12 protein-coding genes are annotated in these 14,455 nt (G+C 56.9%); 6 read left to right on the plus strand and 6 right to left on the minus strand.

All coding sequences use genetic code 11. The features are described 5' to 3' along the window. Positions 1-58: 58 nt before the first annotated feature. Together VIJ98_RS08065 and treA are read right to left on the minus strand one after the other, a co-directional pair. Entirely contained in the window at positions 59-2,158 is a 2,100-nt protein-coding gene (locus VIJ98_RS08065; protein WP_323273277.1) for a TonB-dependent siderophore receptor, read from the minus strand. Positions 2,159-2,398: 240 nt separating this feature from the next. Next, positions 2,399-4,078 carry an alpha,alpha-trehalase TreA gene (treA, locus tag VIJ98_RS08070; RefSeq protein ID WP_323273279.1) on the minus strand — a complete coding sequence of 560 codons (1,680 nt, stop codon included), beginning with the start codon at positions 4,076-4,078 and terminating at the stop codon, positions 2,399-2,401. Positions 4,079-4,285: 207 nt separating this feature from the next. Here treA and ghrA point away from each other — a divergent pair, with 207 nt between their 5' ends. The 3 genes from ghrA to VIJ98_RS08085 are packed head-to-tail and all read left to right on the plus strand — an operon-like array spanning position 4,286 to position 6,574. Further along, a complete protein-coding gene (gene ghrA, locus VIJ98_RS08075; protein WP_323273281.1) occupies positions 4,286-5,224 on the plus strand; it encodes a glyoxylate/hydroxypyruvate reductase GhrA in 939 nt (312 codons plus the stop codon). Positions 5,225-5,248: 24 nt separating this feature from the next. Further along, positions 5,249-5,986 carry a phosphatase gene (locus VIJ98_RS08080; RefSeq protein WP_008102746.1) on the plus strand — a complete coding sequence of 246 codons (738 nt, stop codon included), beginning with the start codon at positions 5,249-5,251 and terminating at the stop codon, positions 5,984-5,986. Between the two features lie 27 nt (positions 5,987-6,013). Continuing rightward, positions 6,014-6,574 carry a molecular chaperone gene (locus VIJ98_RS08085; RefSeq protein WP_258144957.1) on the plus strand — a complete coding sequence of 187 codons (561 nt, stop codon included), beginning with the start codon at positions 6,014-6,016 and terminating at the stop codon, positions 6,572-6,574. A 3-nt stretch (positions 6,575-6,577) separates the two neighbouring features. Here the strand turns inward: VIJ98_RS08085 and VIJ98_RS08090 are convergent, their stop codons facing one another. Both VIJ98_RS08090 and VIJ98_RS08095 read right to left on the minus strand, forming a co-directional pair. Beyond that, positions 6,578-7,939: a CoA transferase gene (locus tag VIJ98_RS08090; RefSeq protein ID WP_323273284.1), complete on the minus strand. Its 1,362-nt coding sequence runs from the start codon at positions 7,937-7,939 to the stop codon at positions 6,578-6,580. A gap of 46 nt (positions 7,940-7,985) precedes the next feature. Beyond that, a complete protein-coding gene (locus tag VIJ98_RS08095; protein ID WP_061716778.1) occupies positions 7,986-8,870 on the minus strand; it encodes a DMT family transporter in 885 nt (294 codons plus the stop codon). A gap of 190 nt (positions 8,871-9,060) precedes the next feature. Here VIJ98_RS08095 and VIJ98_RS08100 point away from each other — a divergent pair, with 190 nt between their 5' ends. After that, positions 9,061-9,786 (plus strand): glutamine amidotransferase, encoded by a 726-nt coding sequence (locus VIJ98_RS08100; protein WP_323275761.1) that lies wholly within the window; start codon positions 9,061-9,063, stop codon positions 9,784-9,786. On the opposite strand, the gene VIJ98_RS08105 is transcribed toward VIJ98_RS08100, so the two are convergent. Beyond that, positions 9,774-10,337: a class I SAM-dependent methyltransferase gene (locus VIJ98_RS08105; RefSeq protein ID WP_154194754.1), complete on the minus strand. Its 564-nt coding sequence runs from the start codon at positions 10,335-10,337 to the stop codon at positions 9,774-9,776. The genes VIJ98_RS08100 and VIJ98_RS08105 overlap by 13 nt on opposite strands. A gap of 318 nt (positions 10,338-10,655) precedes the next feature. Here VIJ98_RS08105 and VIJ98_RS08110 point away from each other — a divergent pair, with 318 nt between their 5' ends. Together VIJ98_RS08110 and VIJ98_RS08115 are read left to right on the plus strand one after the other, a co-directional pair. Beyond that, positions 10,656-12,176 carry an aldehyde dehydrogenase family protein gene (locus VIJ98_RS08110; protein ID WP_008102757.1) on the plus strand — a complete coding sequence of 507 codons (1,521 nt, stop codon included), beginning with the start codon at positions 10,656-10,658 and terminating at the stop codon, positions 12,174-12,176. A 172-nt stretch (positions 12,177-12,348) separates the two neighbouring features. Further along, a complete protein-coding gene (locus tag VIJ98_RS08115; RefSeq protein ID WP_008102759.1) occupies positions 12,349-12,561 on the plus strand; it encodes a hypothetical protein in 213 nt (70 codons plus the stop codon). 101 nt (positions 12,562-12,662) lie between these two features. On the opposite strand, the gene fumA is transcribed toward VIJ98_RS08115, so the two are convergent. Continuing rightward, complete coding sequence (gene fumA, locus VIJ98_RS08120) at positions 12,663-14,306, minus strand: class I fumarate hydratase FumA (protein ID WP_008102761.1); 1,644 nt, start codon at positions 14,304-14,306, stop codon at positions 12,663-12,665. Between the last annotated feature and the right edge of the window lie 149 nt (positions 14,307-14,455).

Raw genomic sequence — 14,455 nt, forward strand, 5'->3', positions numbered from 1 at the left:
ATAGAGATTTGATGAAATCCGCCATCCCGTAAAGGATGGCGGATTTTTTTATGCCTGATTAAAAGTCGTAGCCCACCGTAGCCATCACAGTGCGCTCGGCACCGCGATAGCAGTAACCGGTGCCATAACAAGCGGCCAGATACTTTTTATCGGTCAGGTTGTTGGCATTAACCTGCAGCCAGGCACCTTTCAATTGTGAGTTCCATGCGCCCAGATCGGCGCGAACTGACGCATCAAACAGCGTCACGGATGGCAGACGCGTGGTGTTCTCGTTATCCGCCCACTGTTTGCCGATATAGCGCACACCGGCGCCGGCGCTCAAGCCGTAGTCAAACTGATAATGTCCCCACAACGATGCCATGCTGTTCGGCGTGACATACGGCGTATGGCCATCGTTACCGTCCACCGAATCTTTGAAGCGCAGATGGTTCAGCGTGTAGCCGGCGATGGTGCTGAAACGCTGCGTCAGCTGATTACGGGCTTCGAGTTCAATGCCCTGCGAATGCACTTTGCCCGACGGCGTGTAGGTGCCGTCCAGCACGTTACGGTTGGCGACATCGTCCTGAGTCAAATCGTACACGGCGATTGAGTACATATCGCGCGTGCCCACCGGCTGATATTTCACGCCCGCTTCATACTGCTCAGACGTAGTCGGTTTCAGCTGATTGCCCTGCGGATCGGTTAACGAAGCTGGCGTAATCGCCTGGCTCCAGCTGACGTAAGGCGAGATGCCGTTCTCGAAGGCATACAGCAGCGCCGCGCGGCCGCTGATGTGATCGTCCTGACGACGGCTGGTGCCGTTTTCCGACACGATGCGGTCATAGCGTCCCGACAAATCCAAATGCCAGCGATCGAGCTGCAACTCATCCTGCAGATACAAACCGGTTTGATAGTAGCGGCGTGTCTGCGATGTCCAGTCGAAGTCCGGCATGATGCCCACTTCTTCGCCGTTCCACGCATTCAGCGCGCTGGCGGCATCGCTGGCTTCGGTGATGTCGTTTTTATAGCGATGGTATTCCGCGCCCAGCGTCACACGATGCTGAACCGCGCCGGTAGCAAAATCAGCCTGCAAGCGGTTGTCGTTAGCCCATGCGCTCAGTGATGAACGCTCGCCAGAGTAGTAACGGTTTAGCAGGTCAGGATTCGTTGCGTTCCAGCCAATTTGATAAACCTGATCGAGATCGGTATTCGAGTGGCTGTAGCTGCCGGTGGAATACACCGACCAGACTTCGTTGAAGCGGTGTGAGAAGTCATAGCTGTAAATCTGCTCGCGACGTTTGAACTGATCGAGCGAACTGTCGCCTTCGTAGAAACTGTCGCTCAACTTGCGGCCGTTATGGCTGTAGAGCGTACCTTCCGCTGGTACCGAACCGTGATAGCCGCCGGATGGATCTTTCTGCAGATAGGCGCGCAGCACTAAGTTGGTGTCTTCGCTTGGCTGCCACATCAGCTGTGGCGAAATCGCATATTTCTCTTCGCGGGTGTGATCGTACTGCGTATCGCTGTTGCGCGTGATGCCGGTTAAGCGAAACGCCCACTGATCGTTGATGGCGTTGGTGTAATCAAAGGCGGCGCTGTTGGTGGCGTTGGTGCCGCTCGACAGGCGGAAGTGGCCCTCTTCGGCAAACTGTGGACGCTTGCTCACCATGTTCACTAATCCGCCCGGCACCGTTTGGCCGTAAAGCGCGGAGGAGGGACCTTTGATCACATCAATGCGATCAAGGAACCAGTTGTCCACCTGCAGGATGTTGAAGCTGCCGCCGTCACTCATTACGCGCAGGCCATCGAGGAAGGTGTTGTCGACATCGCCGCCGTGGAAACCACGTAGCGCGATGGTGTCGTAACGCGTGGCGGCCCCGCCGAAGTTGGTGAACACGCCCGGCGTGTAACCCAGCGCCTGATTGAGATCCTGCGCGCCCTGATCTTCCATCTGCTGACGTGTCACTACCGAAATTGACTGCGGCGTGGTAATCAGCGGCTGATCGCTTTTGCTGGCGCCGCTGCTCCGCGTGGCGAGATAGCCCTGCGTCGGCGAGGTGGCGCTCTCTTGCGGTTGCGCCGTGACGACAATCGACTCTTCAGCGAAGCTTGCAGCGGGTAAGGCCAGCGCAAGCGCGCACAGAACGCGGCCACGGTTAAGGGTAAACAGCGAGGTCATGAGAGGTTCCTGATATTTTAATGGGAATAGCTATCGATATTAGATTGAGAATTATTATCTTTTGTCGCGAGTGTTTCAAGATGTGAGTTTGTTGTAAGAGGGTTGTGAGGAAAATGCACAGGCAGTGCGGGAGTAGCGTGCAAGCATATGAGGTTGTAGGGTGCGCATTAATGCGCACCTGGTTTAATGGTCGCCATAAATGGCGACCCTACAACGGTTACGTATGGATCAGGAAAAACGTTACTTCGCGCTACTCAAAACCGGCATATTCGGGATATCGCCGGCGTTATTACAGGTTTTATCTTTCGGGCAGTACTTATCGAGCAGCTTCAGCGTCACGCCGTTGGTCCAGCCGAAGCCGTCCTGCAGCGGATATTCACCGCCGCCACCGCCGCCCAACTGCGCACCTTCAACCACATATTTCTCGACCAGCTTATGCTCCTTGTCATAGGTTGCCTGCACGTTCTGCAGGAAGCGCTGACCAATCTGCTGCGCCAGTTTCGGCTGCTTGTAATGCTCAAGACCTTCCACCGCCACCCATTGCAGCGGCGCCCAGCCGTTTGGCGCATCCCATTGCTGGCCGTTATTCACCGTAGTGGTCACCAGTCCGCCCGGTTTCAGCAGCTGTTTTTCGACGGCGGAAGCGGTGCGCTCAGCTTGCTTATCGCTCGCCACCTGCATATAGAGCGGGAACAGCGTGGCGGCGGTCAGCTGTGGATGAACCTGCTTCTTCTGGAAATCGTAATCGGCGTACCAGCCTTTTTTGTCATCCCAAAGATAGCGATTGATCGCCGCCTGACGTTTCTCGGCATCCGCCGCGAACTGTTTGGCTTTGTCATCCTGCTTATCCAGTTTGGACGCTTTAGACAATGTCTGTTCAAGGTGGAAAATCAGGCTGTTAAGATCGACCGGCGCCAGCTGCGTGGTGCGAATCGACGCCAGATTGTGCGCATCGGTGAACCAGCGCGAACTGAAATCCCAGCCTGATGCCGCGCCAGCACGCAAGTCGCGATAAACCTGCTGCTTATTACGATCCGGCGCTTTATTCGCGGTGTTGACGTCATCAAGCCAGGATTCGGTGCGCGGTGCATCGCGATCGTCCCAGTAGCGGTTAAGCAGCGTGCCGTCACTGAGTTTGATCACGCGTTTGCTGGCCTGGCCGGCTGCCACTTTGTCGCTGTCCGCCATCCAGTAATCGTACTCTTTCTGCAGCTGCGGCAAGTATTGGCGATAGACATCGTCGCCTTTGTGCGTCGCCAGCAAGTCAACCATCAGGCTGAAGAACGGCGGCTGCGAGCGGCTGAGATAGTAGCTGCGGTTGCCGTTGGGGATATGGCCATATTTATCGAGTTCGGTGGCGAAGTTATCCACCATATCCTGCACGCGATCCCAGTGACCGCTCTCCGCCAGGCCGAGCATAGTGAAGTAGCTGTCCCAGTAATAGACTTCGCGGAATCGGCCGCCGGGCACCACGTAAGGTTTCGGCAGCGGCAGCAGCGAATCGTACTGACTGGCACTTTGCGCGGTGCGTGTCAGCACCGGCCATAAACCGTTGATGTGCTCGCGCAGGCTTTGCCCGGCGGGCGGCACATATTTGTCTCCCTCTTTTGGCAGCGTGAAGTTGCTGTCGACAAAATGCTTGAGATCGAAGTTGCGCTGGCTTTTCTGCATCTGCCAGTCGGCCAGAATCGAAGAGGGATTGGATTTCGGCACCGCATCGGCGAAGGTTTTCTGGTCCGGATAAAATTTCGCCTGCTGCACGGCATTGAAAAGCGGTCCCAGACGCACATCTGGCGGCTGCGGTTGGTTGCTGAGCATGCGGCTTTGATCGTCGGCGTGTGCGTTGTTGGCAGCGGCCAGCAACGCAGCGCTGAGTAAAAAGGTCAGACGCGCGGGCGTGAATACGGCATTTTTTATCATCGGTTTTTCTCCTTGTCCGAAAAGGTGGTGTGCTAACGCATTGACCACCCGAACAACTTTAGTCGCAATCGCACCGCTTAGCCTTGTACAGCGGTGGAAATGTGAAGCGCCCGGAATTAATCACGCGAGAAATTGCATCAAGGCTAAGGTTTTTGCTTGCCCTGTTCGGCTATTTGCCTGAGGCTGAAGCAAAAAAAGGAGAGTCGAATGGAGATTATCTGGTATCACCCGTCGCTGGCGCCGCAGGGCTGGCTGGAAGGTTTGCATCAGCGTTTACCTGAGGCGCGCGTGCGTTACTGGCAGCCGGGCGACAACGCGCCGGCCGATTACGCGGTGGTGCGTTCGCCGCCGGTTGAGATGCTGGCGGGGCGTCAACTGAAAGGCGTGTTTGCCATGGGCGCGGGCGTGGACGAGATCCTCAAGCAGCTGCGTGACAATCCACAAATGCTGGCTGACAACGTGCCGTTATTCCGCCTCGAAGATACCGGCATGGCGCGCCAGATGCAGGAGTACGCCAACTGGTGCGTGCTAGGCTGGTTCCGCCGTTTCGCGGAATACCGTCAACTGCAGCAGCAGGGGCAGTGGCAGGAACTGGATGGCTTCGATCGCGAGAACTTCACCATTGGCGTGCTCGGCGCGGGCGTGTTAGGCCGCAGCGTGCTGGAGAGTTTGCGTCAATGGGGCTTCCCGTTACGCAGCTGGAGCCGTTCGCCGAAGCACATCGACGGCGTGCAAAGCTTCCATGGCCGCGATCAACTCAATGCCTTCCTCGAGGGCACGCAGGTGCTGATCGATCTGCTGCCCACCACGCCGGAAACCACCAACCTTATTGATAGCCAGCTGCTCAGCGCGTTGCCGCACGGTGCCTGTTTCCTTAACCTGGCGCGCGGTGCGCATGTGGTGGAAGCCGATCTGCTGGCGGCGCTGAACAGCGGTCAACTGGCCGCCGCCGCGCTGGATGTGTTCCAGACCGAGCCGCTGCCGCACGATCATCCGTTGTGGTCTCATCCGCATGTCACAATCACGCCACATACTGCAGCGATTACCTTGCCAGCCGAGGCGATGGATTACATTGCGGATGCCATACTTGCTCTGGAGCAAGGTCAACAGCCGGGTGGTTTGGTCGATCGCCAGCGCGGTTATTAATTCACATTGGGTCAGGAGATGAAGATGTATCCCGTTGATTTACATATGCACACCGTTGCCAGCACGCATGCTTACAGCACGCTGCATGATTATGTGGCGCAGGCGAAAAAGAACGGCCTGAAGCTGTTCGCGATTACCGATCACGGTCCGGATATGGCCGATGCGCCGCACTATTGGCACTTCGTTAACATGCGCATTTGGCCGCGGGTGATTGATGGCGTTGGCGTGCTGCGCGGTATTGAAGCTAACATCAAAAATCAGCAGGGCGAGATCGATTGCAGCGGCCCGATGCTCGATGCGCTGGATCTGATCGTCGCGGGCTTCCACGAGCCGGTTTATGCACCGCGTGATAAAAAGCATCACACCGAAGCGATGATTGCGGCAATGGCGGGCGGTTTGGTGCATATCATTTCGCATCCGGGCAACCCGAAATTCCCGGTGGATATCCGCGCAATAGCCGAAGCCGCCGCGCATTACGATGTGGCGCTGGAGATCAACAACTCCTCCTTTACCCATTCGCGCCTCGGCAGCGAACCTAACTGTCGTGCTATTGCCGAAGCGGTGCGCGATGCGGGCGGTAAATTGGCATTTGGCTCCGATTCGCATACGGCGTTTACGCTGGGCAATTTCGAACACTGCCTGCGCATCACCAGCGAAGTGGATTTTCCTGAAGATCGCGTGTTAAATGTCACGCCGCGTCGCCTGCTCGATTTCCTCGAACTGCGCACCGGTAAAACGATTGCCGAATTTGCTGATTTTTAACTTTTTTGCCTCAAGGAATTCTGTTGCATGAATGAGTTTTCCATTCTCTGCCGCGTCATCGGCTCGCTGTTTAATCGCCAGCCGCAGGATCCGCTGCTGGTGCCGCTGTTCACTCTGCTGCGTGAAGGCAAACTGCAACAGCAGTGGCCGCTGGAGCAGGATGAACTGTTGACGCGCCTGCAGCAGAATAGCGATCCGCAGGCGCTGGCCGCCGACTACAACGCGCTGTTTGTTGGCAGCGACTGCAGCGTGCCGCCGTACGCATCCCAGTGGCCGAACGGGGTTGCTGAAGCGGACGTGCGTGCATTTCTCAGCGCGCGCGGCATGCCGCTGAGCGAAGCACCCGCCGATCATTTTGGCGTGCTGCTGCTGGCAGCATCGTGGCTGGAAGATCAGTCAGCGGAAGATGAATCCGCCGCGCAGCTGGCGCTGTTTGATGATTATCTGCTGCCGTGGTGCGGCGCGTTCCTCGGCAAAGTGGAAGCGCATGCTACCACGGCGTTTTATCGCACGCTGGCGGCGCTAAGCCGTGAGGCGATTCAGGCGATGTACGACGAGCTGAACGAAGAGCAGGGCGACGAGGCCTAACCGTTACCAGCTGGCTGCGCTGCTGCCGAGCTTCACGCCCGGCGTCGCGCAGATCATTGGCGTGCCGGGCAAATACGCTGCGGCACGCAATCTCTCGGCAATTCCCCATTGATTAATCTCTATCGCGCTCAACGCGTCATCGTGCTGCGCGTGGATACCGTTTTGCACATTCTCCGGCGCGGCACCGAACTGCTGTAACATCCGAGCGGTGCGCGCCAGCGATAAGCGCGCCTGCCAGCCAACGCCATTGATCAACCGCTGACGTAAACCTTCCAGCACCGCCGCAGCCATCAGATAACCGGTGGCGTGATCGAGCGCCTGCACCGGCAGCGGCGTTGGCTTGTTATTGCCGCTCCAGCGCATGCCTTGTTCGGCGATGCCACAGCCCATCTGCACCAGACTGTCGAAACCGCGCCGGTTGCGCCACGGCCCGCTCCAGCCCCACGCATTGAGGCTGACATCCACTAAGCCCGGCACGAGTTTGCGGCGCGTCTCAGCATCCAGCCCGAGTTTTTCCAGCGCATCGGCACGATAACCGTGTACCAACACATCGCTGTGCTGCAACAGCTGGCGCAGCTGCTCGCGCCCGGTGCGGGATTTGATATCAAGCCGCGCACAGCGTTTGCCACAGGTGATCTCCTCTTCCAGCGTTGGTTCGTGCCAGTCGGGCGGATCGATACGCAGCACCTGCGCGCCGAGGCTGGCGAGAAAACGCGTCGCCACCGGACCGGCGATGATGCGCGTGAGATCCAATACGCGTACGCCGAGCAGTGGCCGCGCGGGCGATAATAGCCAGGCTGGCGCGGGTGCAGCGTCGGTGGCCTGTTGGGCAATCAGCGCTTCCTGCTGCACGGCGCGGCCTTGCGGATGTTGCAGCCATTGCGCTTCGCTACGCATCTGCGCGGCGCAGCCGCCAGCATCAATCACCGCCTGTTCCAGCGTAGTGGCGGGCCAGCGTGCCACTGCATCGGCCAGTGCGGCACGATTAGCATGCTGGCCGAGCACGCGCTCCATCGCCGCACGATGATGAGCCGCGTTGGTGTGCAGGCGGATCCAGCCATCGGCGCTGGCGTAATCACCGGCGAATTCATCCCACAGCGCGGCAGGTGGTCGATTAAGCGGGATCAGGCTGTGCTGAAACCAGCGCGAGGCGAGACGGACATTGATGCTGACCGGCGCGGCCTGGCCGAGCAGATCGCTCAACGCCTGGCTGGCAAGACCAATGCTGGAGGCCGCCAGTTCGCTGACGGCGAAGGCAGAAGAAAAGGTGTCGGGCTGGAGAAAAGTAGGCGAGGGAAGCGGGTCCGCGCCTCGCAATCCCTGCCACATTTGCTGCCACAGTGCGGCAGCACGTTGAGAATCCATGTTGAGTCTCCGGATAACGCGCGAGACTCAAGCATAGCAGAGCGGATTATCGGCGGCGTAAGCGCGGGAAACGCGCGTGCATCCGCAGGTTACGCAGGTTGATCACCGCAATGGCGGTGCCCAGCACCACTAACGAAGCGCCGAGAATCTTAAAGCTGTTCATGCTATCACCCAAGACAAAAACGCCCATCAACACCGCCAGCACCGGCGTCAGCAGCGAATAGGGCATGATCAGGTTGACGTTGTACTTCTTCAGCAGCGCATACCACAGCGTATAGGCGACAATCGACGAGGCAAGCGCGCTATACAGAATGCCAAACCAGCCGCGCCAGCCGGCGTGGCCTAATGCGTAAAATTGATTGGATTCGGTCAGCCACGAAGCGGCACCGACAATCGGCACCGCGAGGAAGGAGATCCAGCCGGTTAGCGTCAGCGGTTTTATCGGCGGTGATTTCTTCACAATCATATTGCTGATTGCCCAGCCAAACGCGCTGCACAGCAGAATACACAGCACCCACCAGGCCGGAATGGTCGGGCTGCCCGACAGCACCGCGACGCCGCTTAGCGAAATGGCGATGCCGATCAGCTGCACCAGCCGCAATTTCTCTTTCAGAATCACCATCGCCAGCAGCATGGCAATCGGCGTGCCGAGCTGAACCACGATGGCGCCGGTGCCGGCATCGGTGTAGCGCATGCCGACAAACAGCAGCGAGAAGTGCATAAAGCCAAAGGTGAATGCCAGCGTCAGCAGCCACGGCAATTGTGCGCGCGTGATGCGGCAAAACGGCACCAGCACAATCGCCACCACCACAAAGCGCATCCAGGTGAGAAACAGCGGCGGAAGTTCCAGTAATCCCCACTTCACCGCCACGTTGTTGAAAGCCCAGATGGAAACCACCATCAGAACCATTAAAAAATGCCGCACTGCCACGAGGTCTTCCTTCACGCTGTACAAAGATTATCACCGGCTAATGATGGCATGAAGCCGTCGACTTCGGACATGTCTGACAAAACTTTTTTCGCATAAGCATTAGCTTATGCAGGAAAAAAATAAGACATGTCGCTGATTTACTGTCAAAGTGGACGTCCGAAAGGCGACCATAATGAGGACCGTATTCGGCATGACACACACCCGCGCTTTACCTCTTGCTCTGATTCAACTCGAAGTTCCGCCGCCGCAGGTTGTGGCGCAAATTGGTGAACAACCCCGCTGGTTTATCGACGCGCTGCAATTGCAGCCTGATGACTATGTGATTGTGCGTCCGCATCTGGGTGATGATTTACCGGCTTTTGACCGCGTCAGCGGCGCGATCCTCAGTGGTTCGTGGGCGATGGTTACCGATCACGCTGACTGGAGCGAACGCAGCGCCGCCTGGATTCGGGGCGCGCTGGAAGCGGATCTGCCGCTGCTTGGCGTCTGTTACGGACATCAATTGATGGCGTATGCGCTGGGGGGCAAAGTGGGCGATAACCCGCATGGCTGGGAGCGTGGACTGAAACCGCTGACGCGTAGCGCGCAGGCGCACAACGATCCGTGGCTGGCTGCGTTACCGGGCGAATTTCAGGCGTGGTTATCGCATCGGCAATCGGTGCTAACGCCGCCGCAGCATGCGCAGGTGCTGGCAAGTTCGACGCAGGATGGCTGTCAGATTTTGCGTTATTCGCCGCAGGCGCTGTCGGTGCAGTTCCATCCGGAATTTACCCGCGACATTATGAGCGCCTGTTTACCCGCGGGCGTGAGTGACGATGGTACGCAACTGGTGGGGGAAGATTGGTCGCGCGAACTGCTGCGCCGCTTCTGGCTGCAAACGCGGCCGCAGCCGCGCGCACAGGTTCAGGGCGCGTAATTACGCGTGCAGCGATAAACCCACGCGGGTGGCATGTTTTTCAGCACTCGCTGGCGTTCCCAGGTGAAGTAGCGTGACAAATTTGGCTGGGTAAACGAGGTGTATTGAAACTGCACGAATACGCCACGTGGACCCAGCGCATCATGCACCGCGCTGAGAATATTGTCGCGTGTGGCCGGCGGTAACGACAGCAGCGGCAAGCCAGAGAAAATCACATCATATTCCCCCGCAAGATATTCCGCCGAGCAGGCGCGCACCTGCATGCGCGCATCGGGCAATCCCCGCAGGCTTTTCACCAGTTCCGGGCTAATTTCGAACACATCCAACTGAGCTTGCGATGACATACGCGACAGCACGTGGCGTGTGAGCACACCATCACCGGCGCCGAGTTCGGCGATACGCAGGCTGTTATCCCAATTCACCGCATCGCACATGGTGCGGCACAGCGCGGCGGAAGAGGGCGTGATGCTGCCCATTTTGCGCGGGTTACGGATGAATTGCTGAACAAAGTTCGCTTTGGCGCGCATTAACGTCAGGGCTGAAGCCAACATCTGTTTCTCCTGGTTAGTATCCTGCTTCATATTGACCACATATTTCGCCCATGTTCCGCTTTTTGCGGCATAAGTGGGAAAACTCGGAATTTTCCGTAACGGAACTGGGGATGATACACAGGCTGCAGTTTAGGCATACAAGACCTGGCTGAAACTTAGGGCAATGTGAAAAATCGTAAAGCGATGGGCTGTGCCGGATTTCCTTCGATGCGGTCACAGTTTCCCCTTCTGCGATCTGACAGGCTGGCGTTGATCGCTCAATGTTAATAACAGGTTTCATAGTTGTTAATCGCCACTCTGTCCGCAAGGAGAAACACCATGCGTTACGCTGCTCCGGGAGAACAAGGTTCTCTCATTACTCTGCAATCGCGTTATGGCAACTTTATCAACGGCGAATTTGTTGCGCCGGTGAACGGTAACTACTTCGTCAACACCTCACCGATTAATGCTTCCACCATTGGCGAGTTCCCACGCTCGGATCGTGCCGATATCGATAACGCCGTGGCTGCCGCCCAGGCCGCTGCCGATGCGTGGGGCAAAACCTCACCGCAGGCACGCTCGCTGGTGCTGCTGAAAATTGCCGACCGGCTGGAAGAGAATCTGGAATACATCGCGGTCAACGAAACCTGGGATAACGGGAAGCCGGTGCGTGAAACGCTGGCAGCGGATCTGCCGCTGGCGGTCGATCACTTCCGTTATTTCGCTGGTTGCGTGCGTGCGCAGGAAGGCACCGCTGCTGAAATTGATGAGTTCACCGCCGCCTATCACTTCCACGAACCGCTGGGCGTGGTCGGGCAAATCATTCCCTGGAATTTCCCGCTGCTGATGGCGGCATGGAAACTGGCACCGGCACTTGGCGCAGGCAACTGCGTGGTGCTGAAACCGGCTGAGCAAACGCCGCTGTCGATCACGCTGTTTATGGAAGTGATTAAAGATCTGCTGCCGCCAGGCGTGATTAACGTGGTGCACGGCTACGGCAAAGAGGCGGGCGAAGCGCTGGCGTCGCATCCGGGCATCGCCAAAATCGCCTTTACCGGTTCCACCGCAACCGGCGGCCATATTCTGGAGCTGGCGGCGAAAAGTCTGATTCCGTCCACCGTTGAGCTGGGCGGCAAATCGCCGAATATTTTCTTCGAAGACATCATGGATGCCGAAGAGAGTTTCATTGAGAAAGCGGCCGAAGGTGTGGTGCTCGGCTTCCTCAATCAAGGTGAAGTTTGTACTTGTCCATCACGTGCGCTGGTGCAGGAATCGATTTTTGAGCCGTTTATGGCGGCGGTGATGAAGCGTATCAAAACCATCAAACGTGGCGATCCGCTTGATACCGAAACCATGATTGGCGCGCAGGCGTCGCAGCAGCAGTTCGATAAAATCCTCTCTTATCTGGAGATTGCGCAGCAAGAGGGCGCACAGGTGCTGCACGGCGGCGGCGTAGAGAAAGTGGGCGAGGAGTTTGCCAGCGGCTACTACATCCAGCCAACGCTGTTGAAAGGCGATAACAGCATGCGCGTGTTCCAGGAAGAGATCTTTGGCCCGGTGGTTGGCGTGCTGACCTTCAAAGATGAAGCGGAAGCACTGGCTATCGCCAATGACTCGATTTACGGGCTTGGCGCCGGCGTCTGGACGCGCGATATCAACCGCGCCTATCGCATGGGTCGCGCGATTAAAGCTGGTCGCGTGTGGACCAACTGCTATCACCTCTATCCGGCGCACGCGGCGTTTGGCGGCTATAAGAAATCGGGTATTGGCCGCGAAACCCACAAAATGATGCTCGATCATTATCAGCAGACCAAAAACCTGCTGGTGAGCTACAGCACGCAACCGCTTGGTTTCTTCTAATGATAAAAGGCAGCGGAGTGCTCCGCTGCCTTTTCATCTCTTCGTCATCTTACGGCCGCAGGATGACTCTATCGCCAGAAACTTCTGATGGAAGTGGTATCTTTAAGCCAGGTCTTGTGTGTTTAAAGGATGCGATTGGGCAGAATAGCCCACCTATTTTCAAGGAGAACCCATGAACACGTTGTATAACTACCTGGAACAGCATGACGAGATGCTGGACGGAGTGGAGCAAAATATTATTACCGTTAACCTGCCTGGACGTCAGGCGGTGTATGTAATTGGTCAGAACGATGCTGACCTGCTATTGGAAGTGAAAGCACGCGAAGTCGCCACGGCGCAGCGGATGGAAACATTGCGTCAGCTGGAGAGCCAATTCCGTTTTTAACTTTTCTGCTTTGCCTCATTTAATGATCAATTCGTCAGAAATATCGCAATAAAAAAGCCGCTATCACGCGATAACGGCTTTTTTGCGGTGCGATGCGTAGATTACTTCACGCAGGCGGCGCAGTTGTTATGAATCTGCTGGAAGAAGTCGTTGCCTTTGTCATCCACCAGAATGAACGCCGGGAAGTTCTCCACTTCAATTTTCCAGATCGCTTCCATGCCGAGCTCGGCATACTCCACGCATTCCAGACTCTTAATACTCTGCTGTGCCAGCACCGCTGCCGGGCCGCCAATGCTGCCGAGGTAGAAGCCGCCGTGTTTATGACACGCATCGGTAACCTGCTTGCTGCGGTTGCCCTTCGCCAGCATCACCATGCTGCCGCCGTTGGCTTGCAGCAGGTCAACGTAGGAATCCATACGACCTGCAGTAGTTGGGCCGAGTGAACCAGAGGCATAACCTTCTGGCGTCTTCGCTGGACCCGCGTAATAGACCGGATGATCTTTGATGTACTGCGGCAGACCTTCGCCGTTATCGATGCGCTCTTTCAACTTGGCGTGGGCAATGTCGCGCGCCACGATGATGGTGCCGTTGAGTGACAAGCGGGTTGAGACCGGATAAGCCGACAGCAGCGCCAGAATCTCGCTCATTGGCTGGTTCAGATCGACATGCACCACTTCGCCTTCGCCCTGCTGACGCAGTTCTTCCGGAATGTAGCGGCCCGGATTGTCTTCCATCTTCTCAATCCAGATACCTTCGCGGTTGATCTTGGCTTTGATGTTACGGTCCGCAGAGCAAGATACGCCCATACCTACCGGGCAGGATGCGCCATGACGTGGCAAACGTACCACGCGAATATCGTGTGCGAAGTATTTACCACCAAACTGCGCGCCGAGACCCAGCTCCTGCGAGGCTTTCAGCAGTTCTTCTTCCAGCTGAATGTCACGGAAGGCCTGACCGTGTTCATTACCTTCGGTCGGCAGCGAATCGTAATAGTGGGTGGAGGCCAGCTTGACGGTTTTCAGCGTGGCTTCTGCTGAAGTACCGCCAATCACAAACGCAATGTGGTACGGCGGGCAAGCGGCGGTACCCAGCGACATCATCTTATCGACCAGATAGTTCTTCAGCTTGGCGGGCGTAATCAGCGCTTTGGTTTCCTGATACAGATAGGTTTTATTGGCGGAGCCGCCACCTTTGGCAATGCACAGGAATTTGTATTCGTCGCCATCAACGCTATACAGGTCAATTTGCGCCGGGAGGTTGGTGCCAGTATTCACCTCTTTATACATATCCAGCGCGGCGTTCTGTGAATAGCGCAGGTTATCTTCAATAAAGGTGTTGTAGACGCCTTGCGACAGTGCGGCTTCATCGCCGCCGCCGGTCCAGACGCGCTGGCCTTTTTTGCCCATGATGATGGCGGTGCCGGTATCCTGACAGGTCGGCAGCACGCCTTTAGCGGCAATTTCAGAGTTGCGCAGGAACTGCAGGGCAACGTATTTGTCGTTCTTGCTGGCTTCATCGTCGGCAAGAATTGACGCGACCTGCGCCTGATGCGAGGCGCGCAGCATGAAAGAGGCATCGTGGAATGCCTGCTTCGCCAGCAGCGTCAGCGCTTTGGGATCGACTTTCAGGACTTCTTCGCCATCGAAATTGGCCACCGAGACGTAATCAGTGCTCAGCAGATAGTATTCGGTATCATCTTTGGCGAGAGGAAAGGGATTCTGATAATAGAAGGGTTTGTTCGACATGTTGGCTCACTTAGCTTCGTGTTGCCCGCCAGCATGACGGGCGACAAATTAGGCAGTCTGTTATTCGATTTTCTCTCGCCAGCCCTCCGCAGGGGCTGACTGGCGAGCATCATAACATTTTCACGGTAATGCGCGGCTCCGTTTTTAAC

The sequence above is a fragment of the Pantoea sp. S18 genome (assembly GCF_045689705.1).
In the GTDB taxonomy this organism is placed as follows: domain Bacteria; phylum Pseudomonadota; class Gammaproteobacteria; order Enterobacterales; family Enterobacteriaceae; genus Pantoea; species Pantoea symbiotica.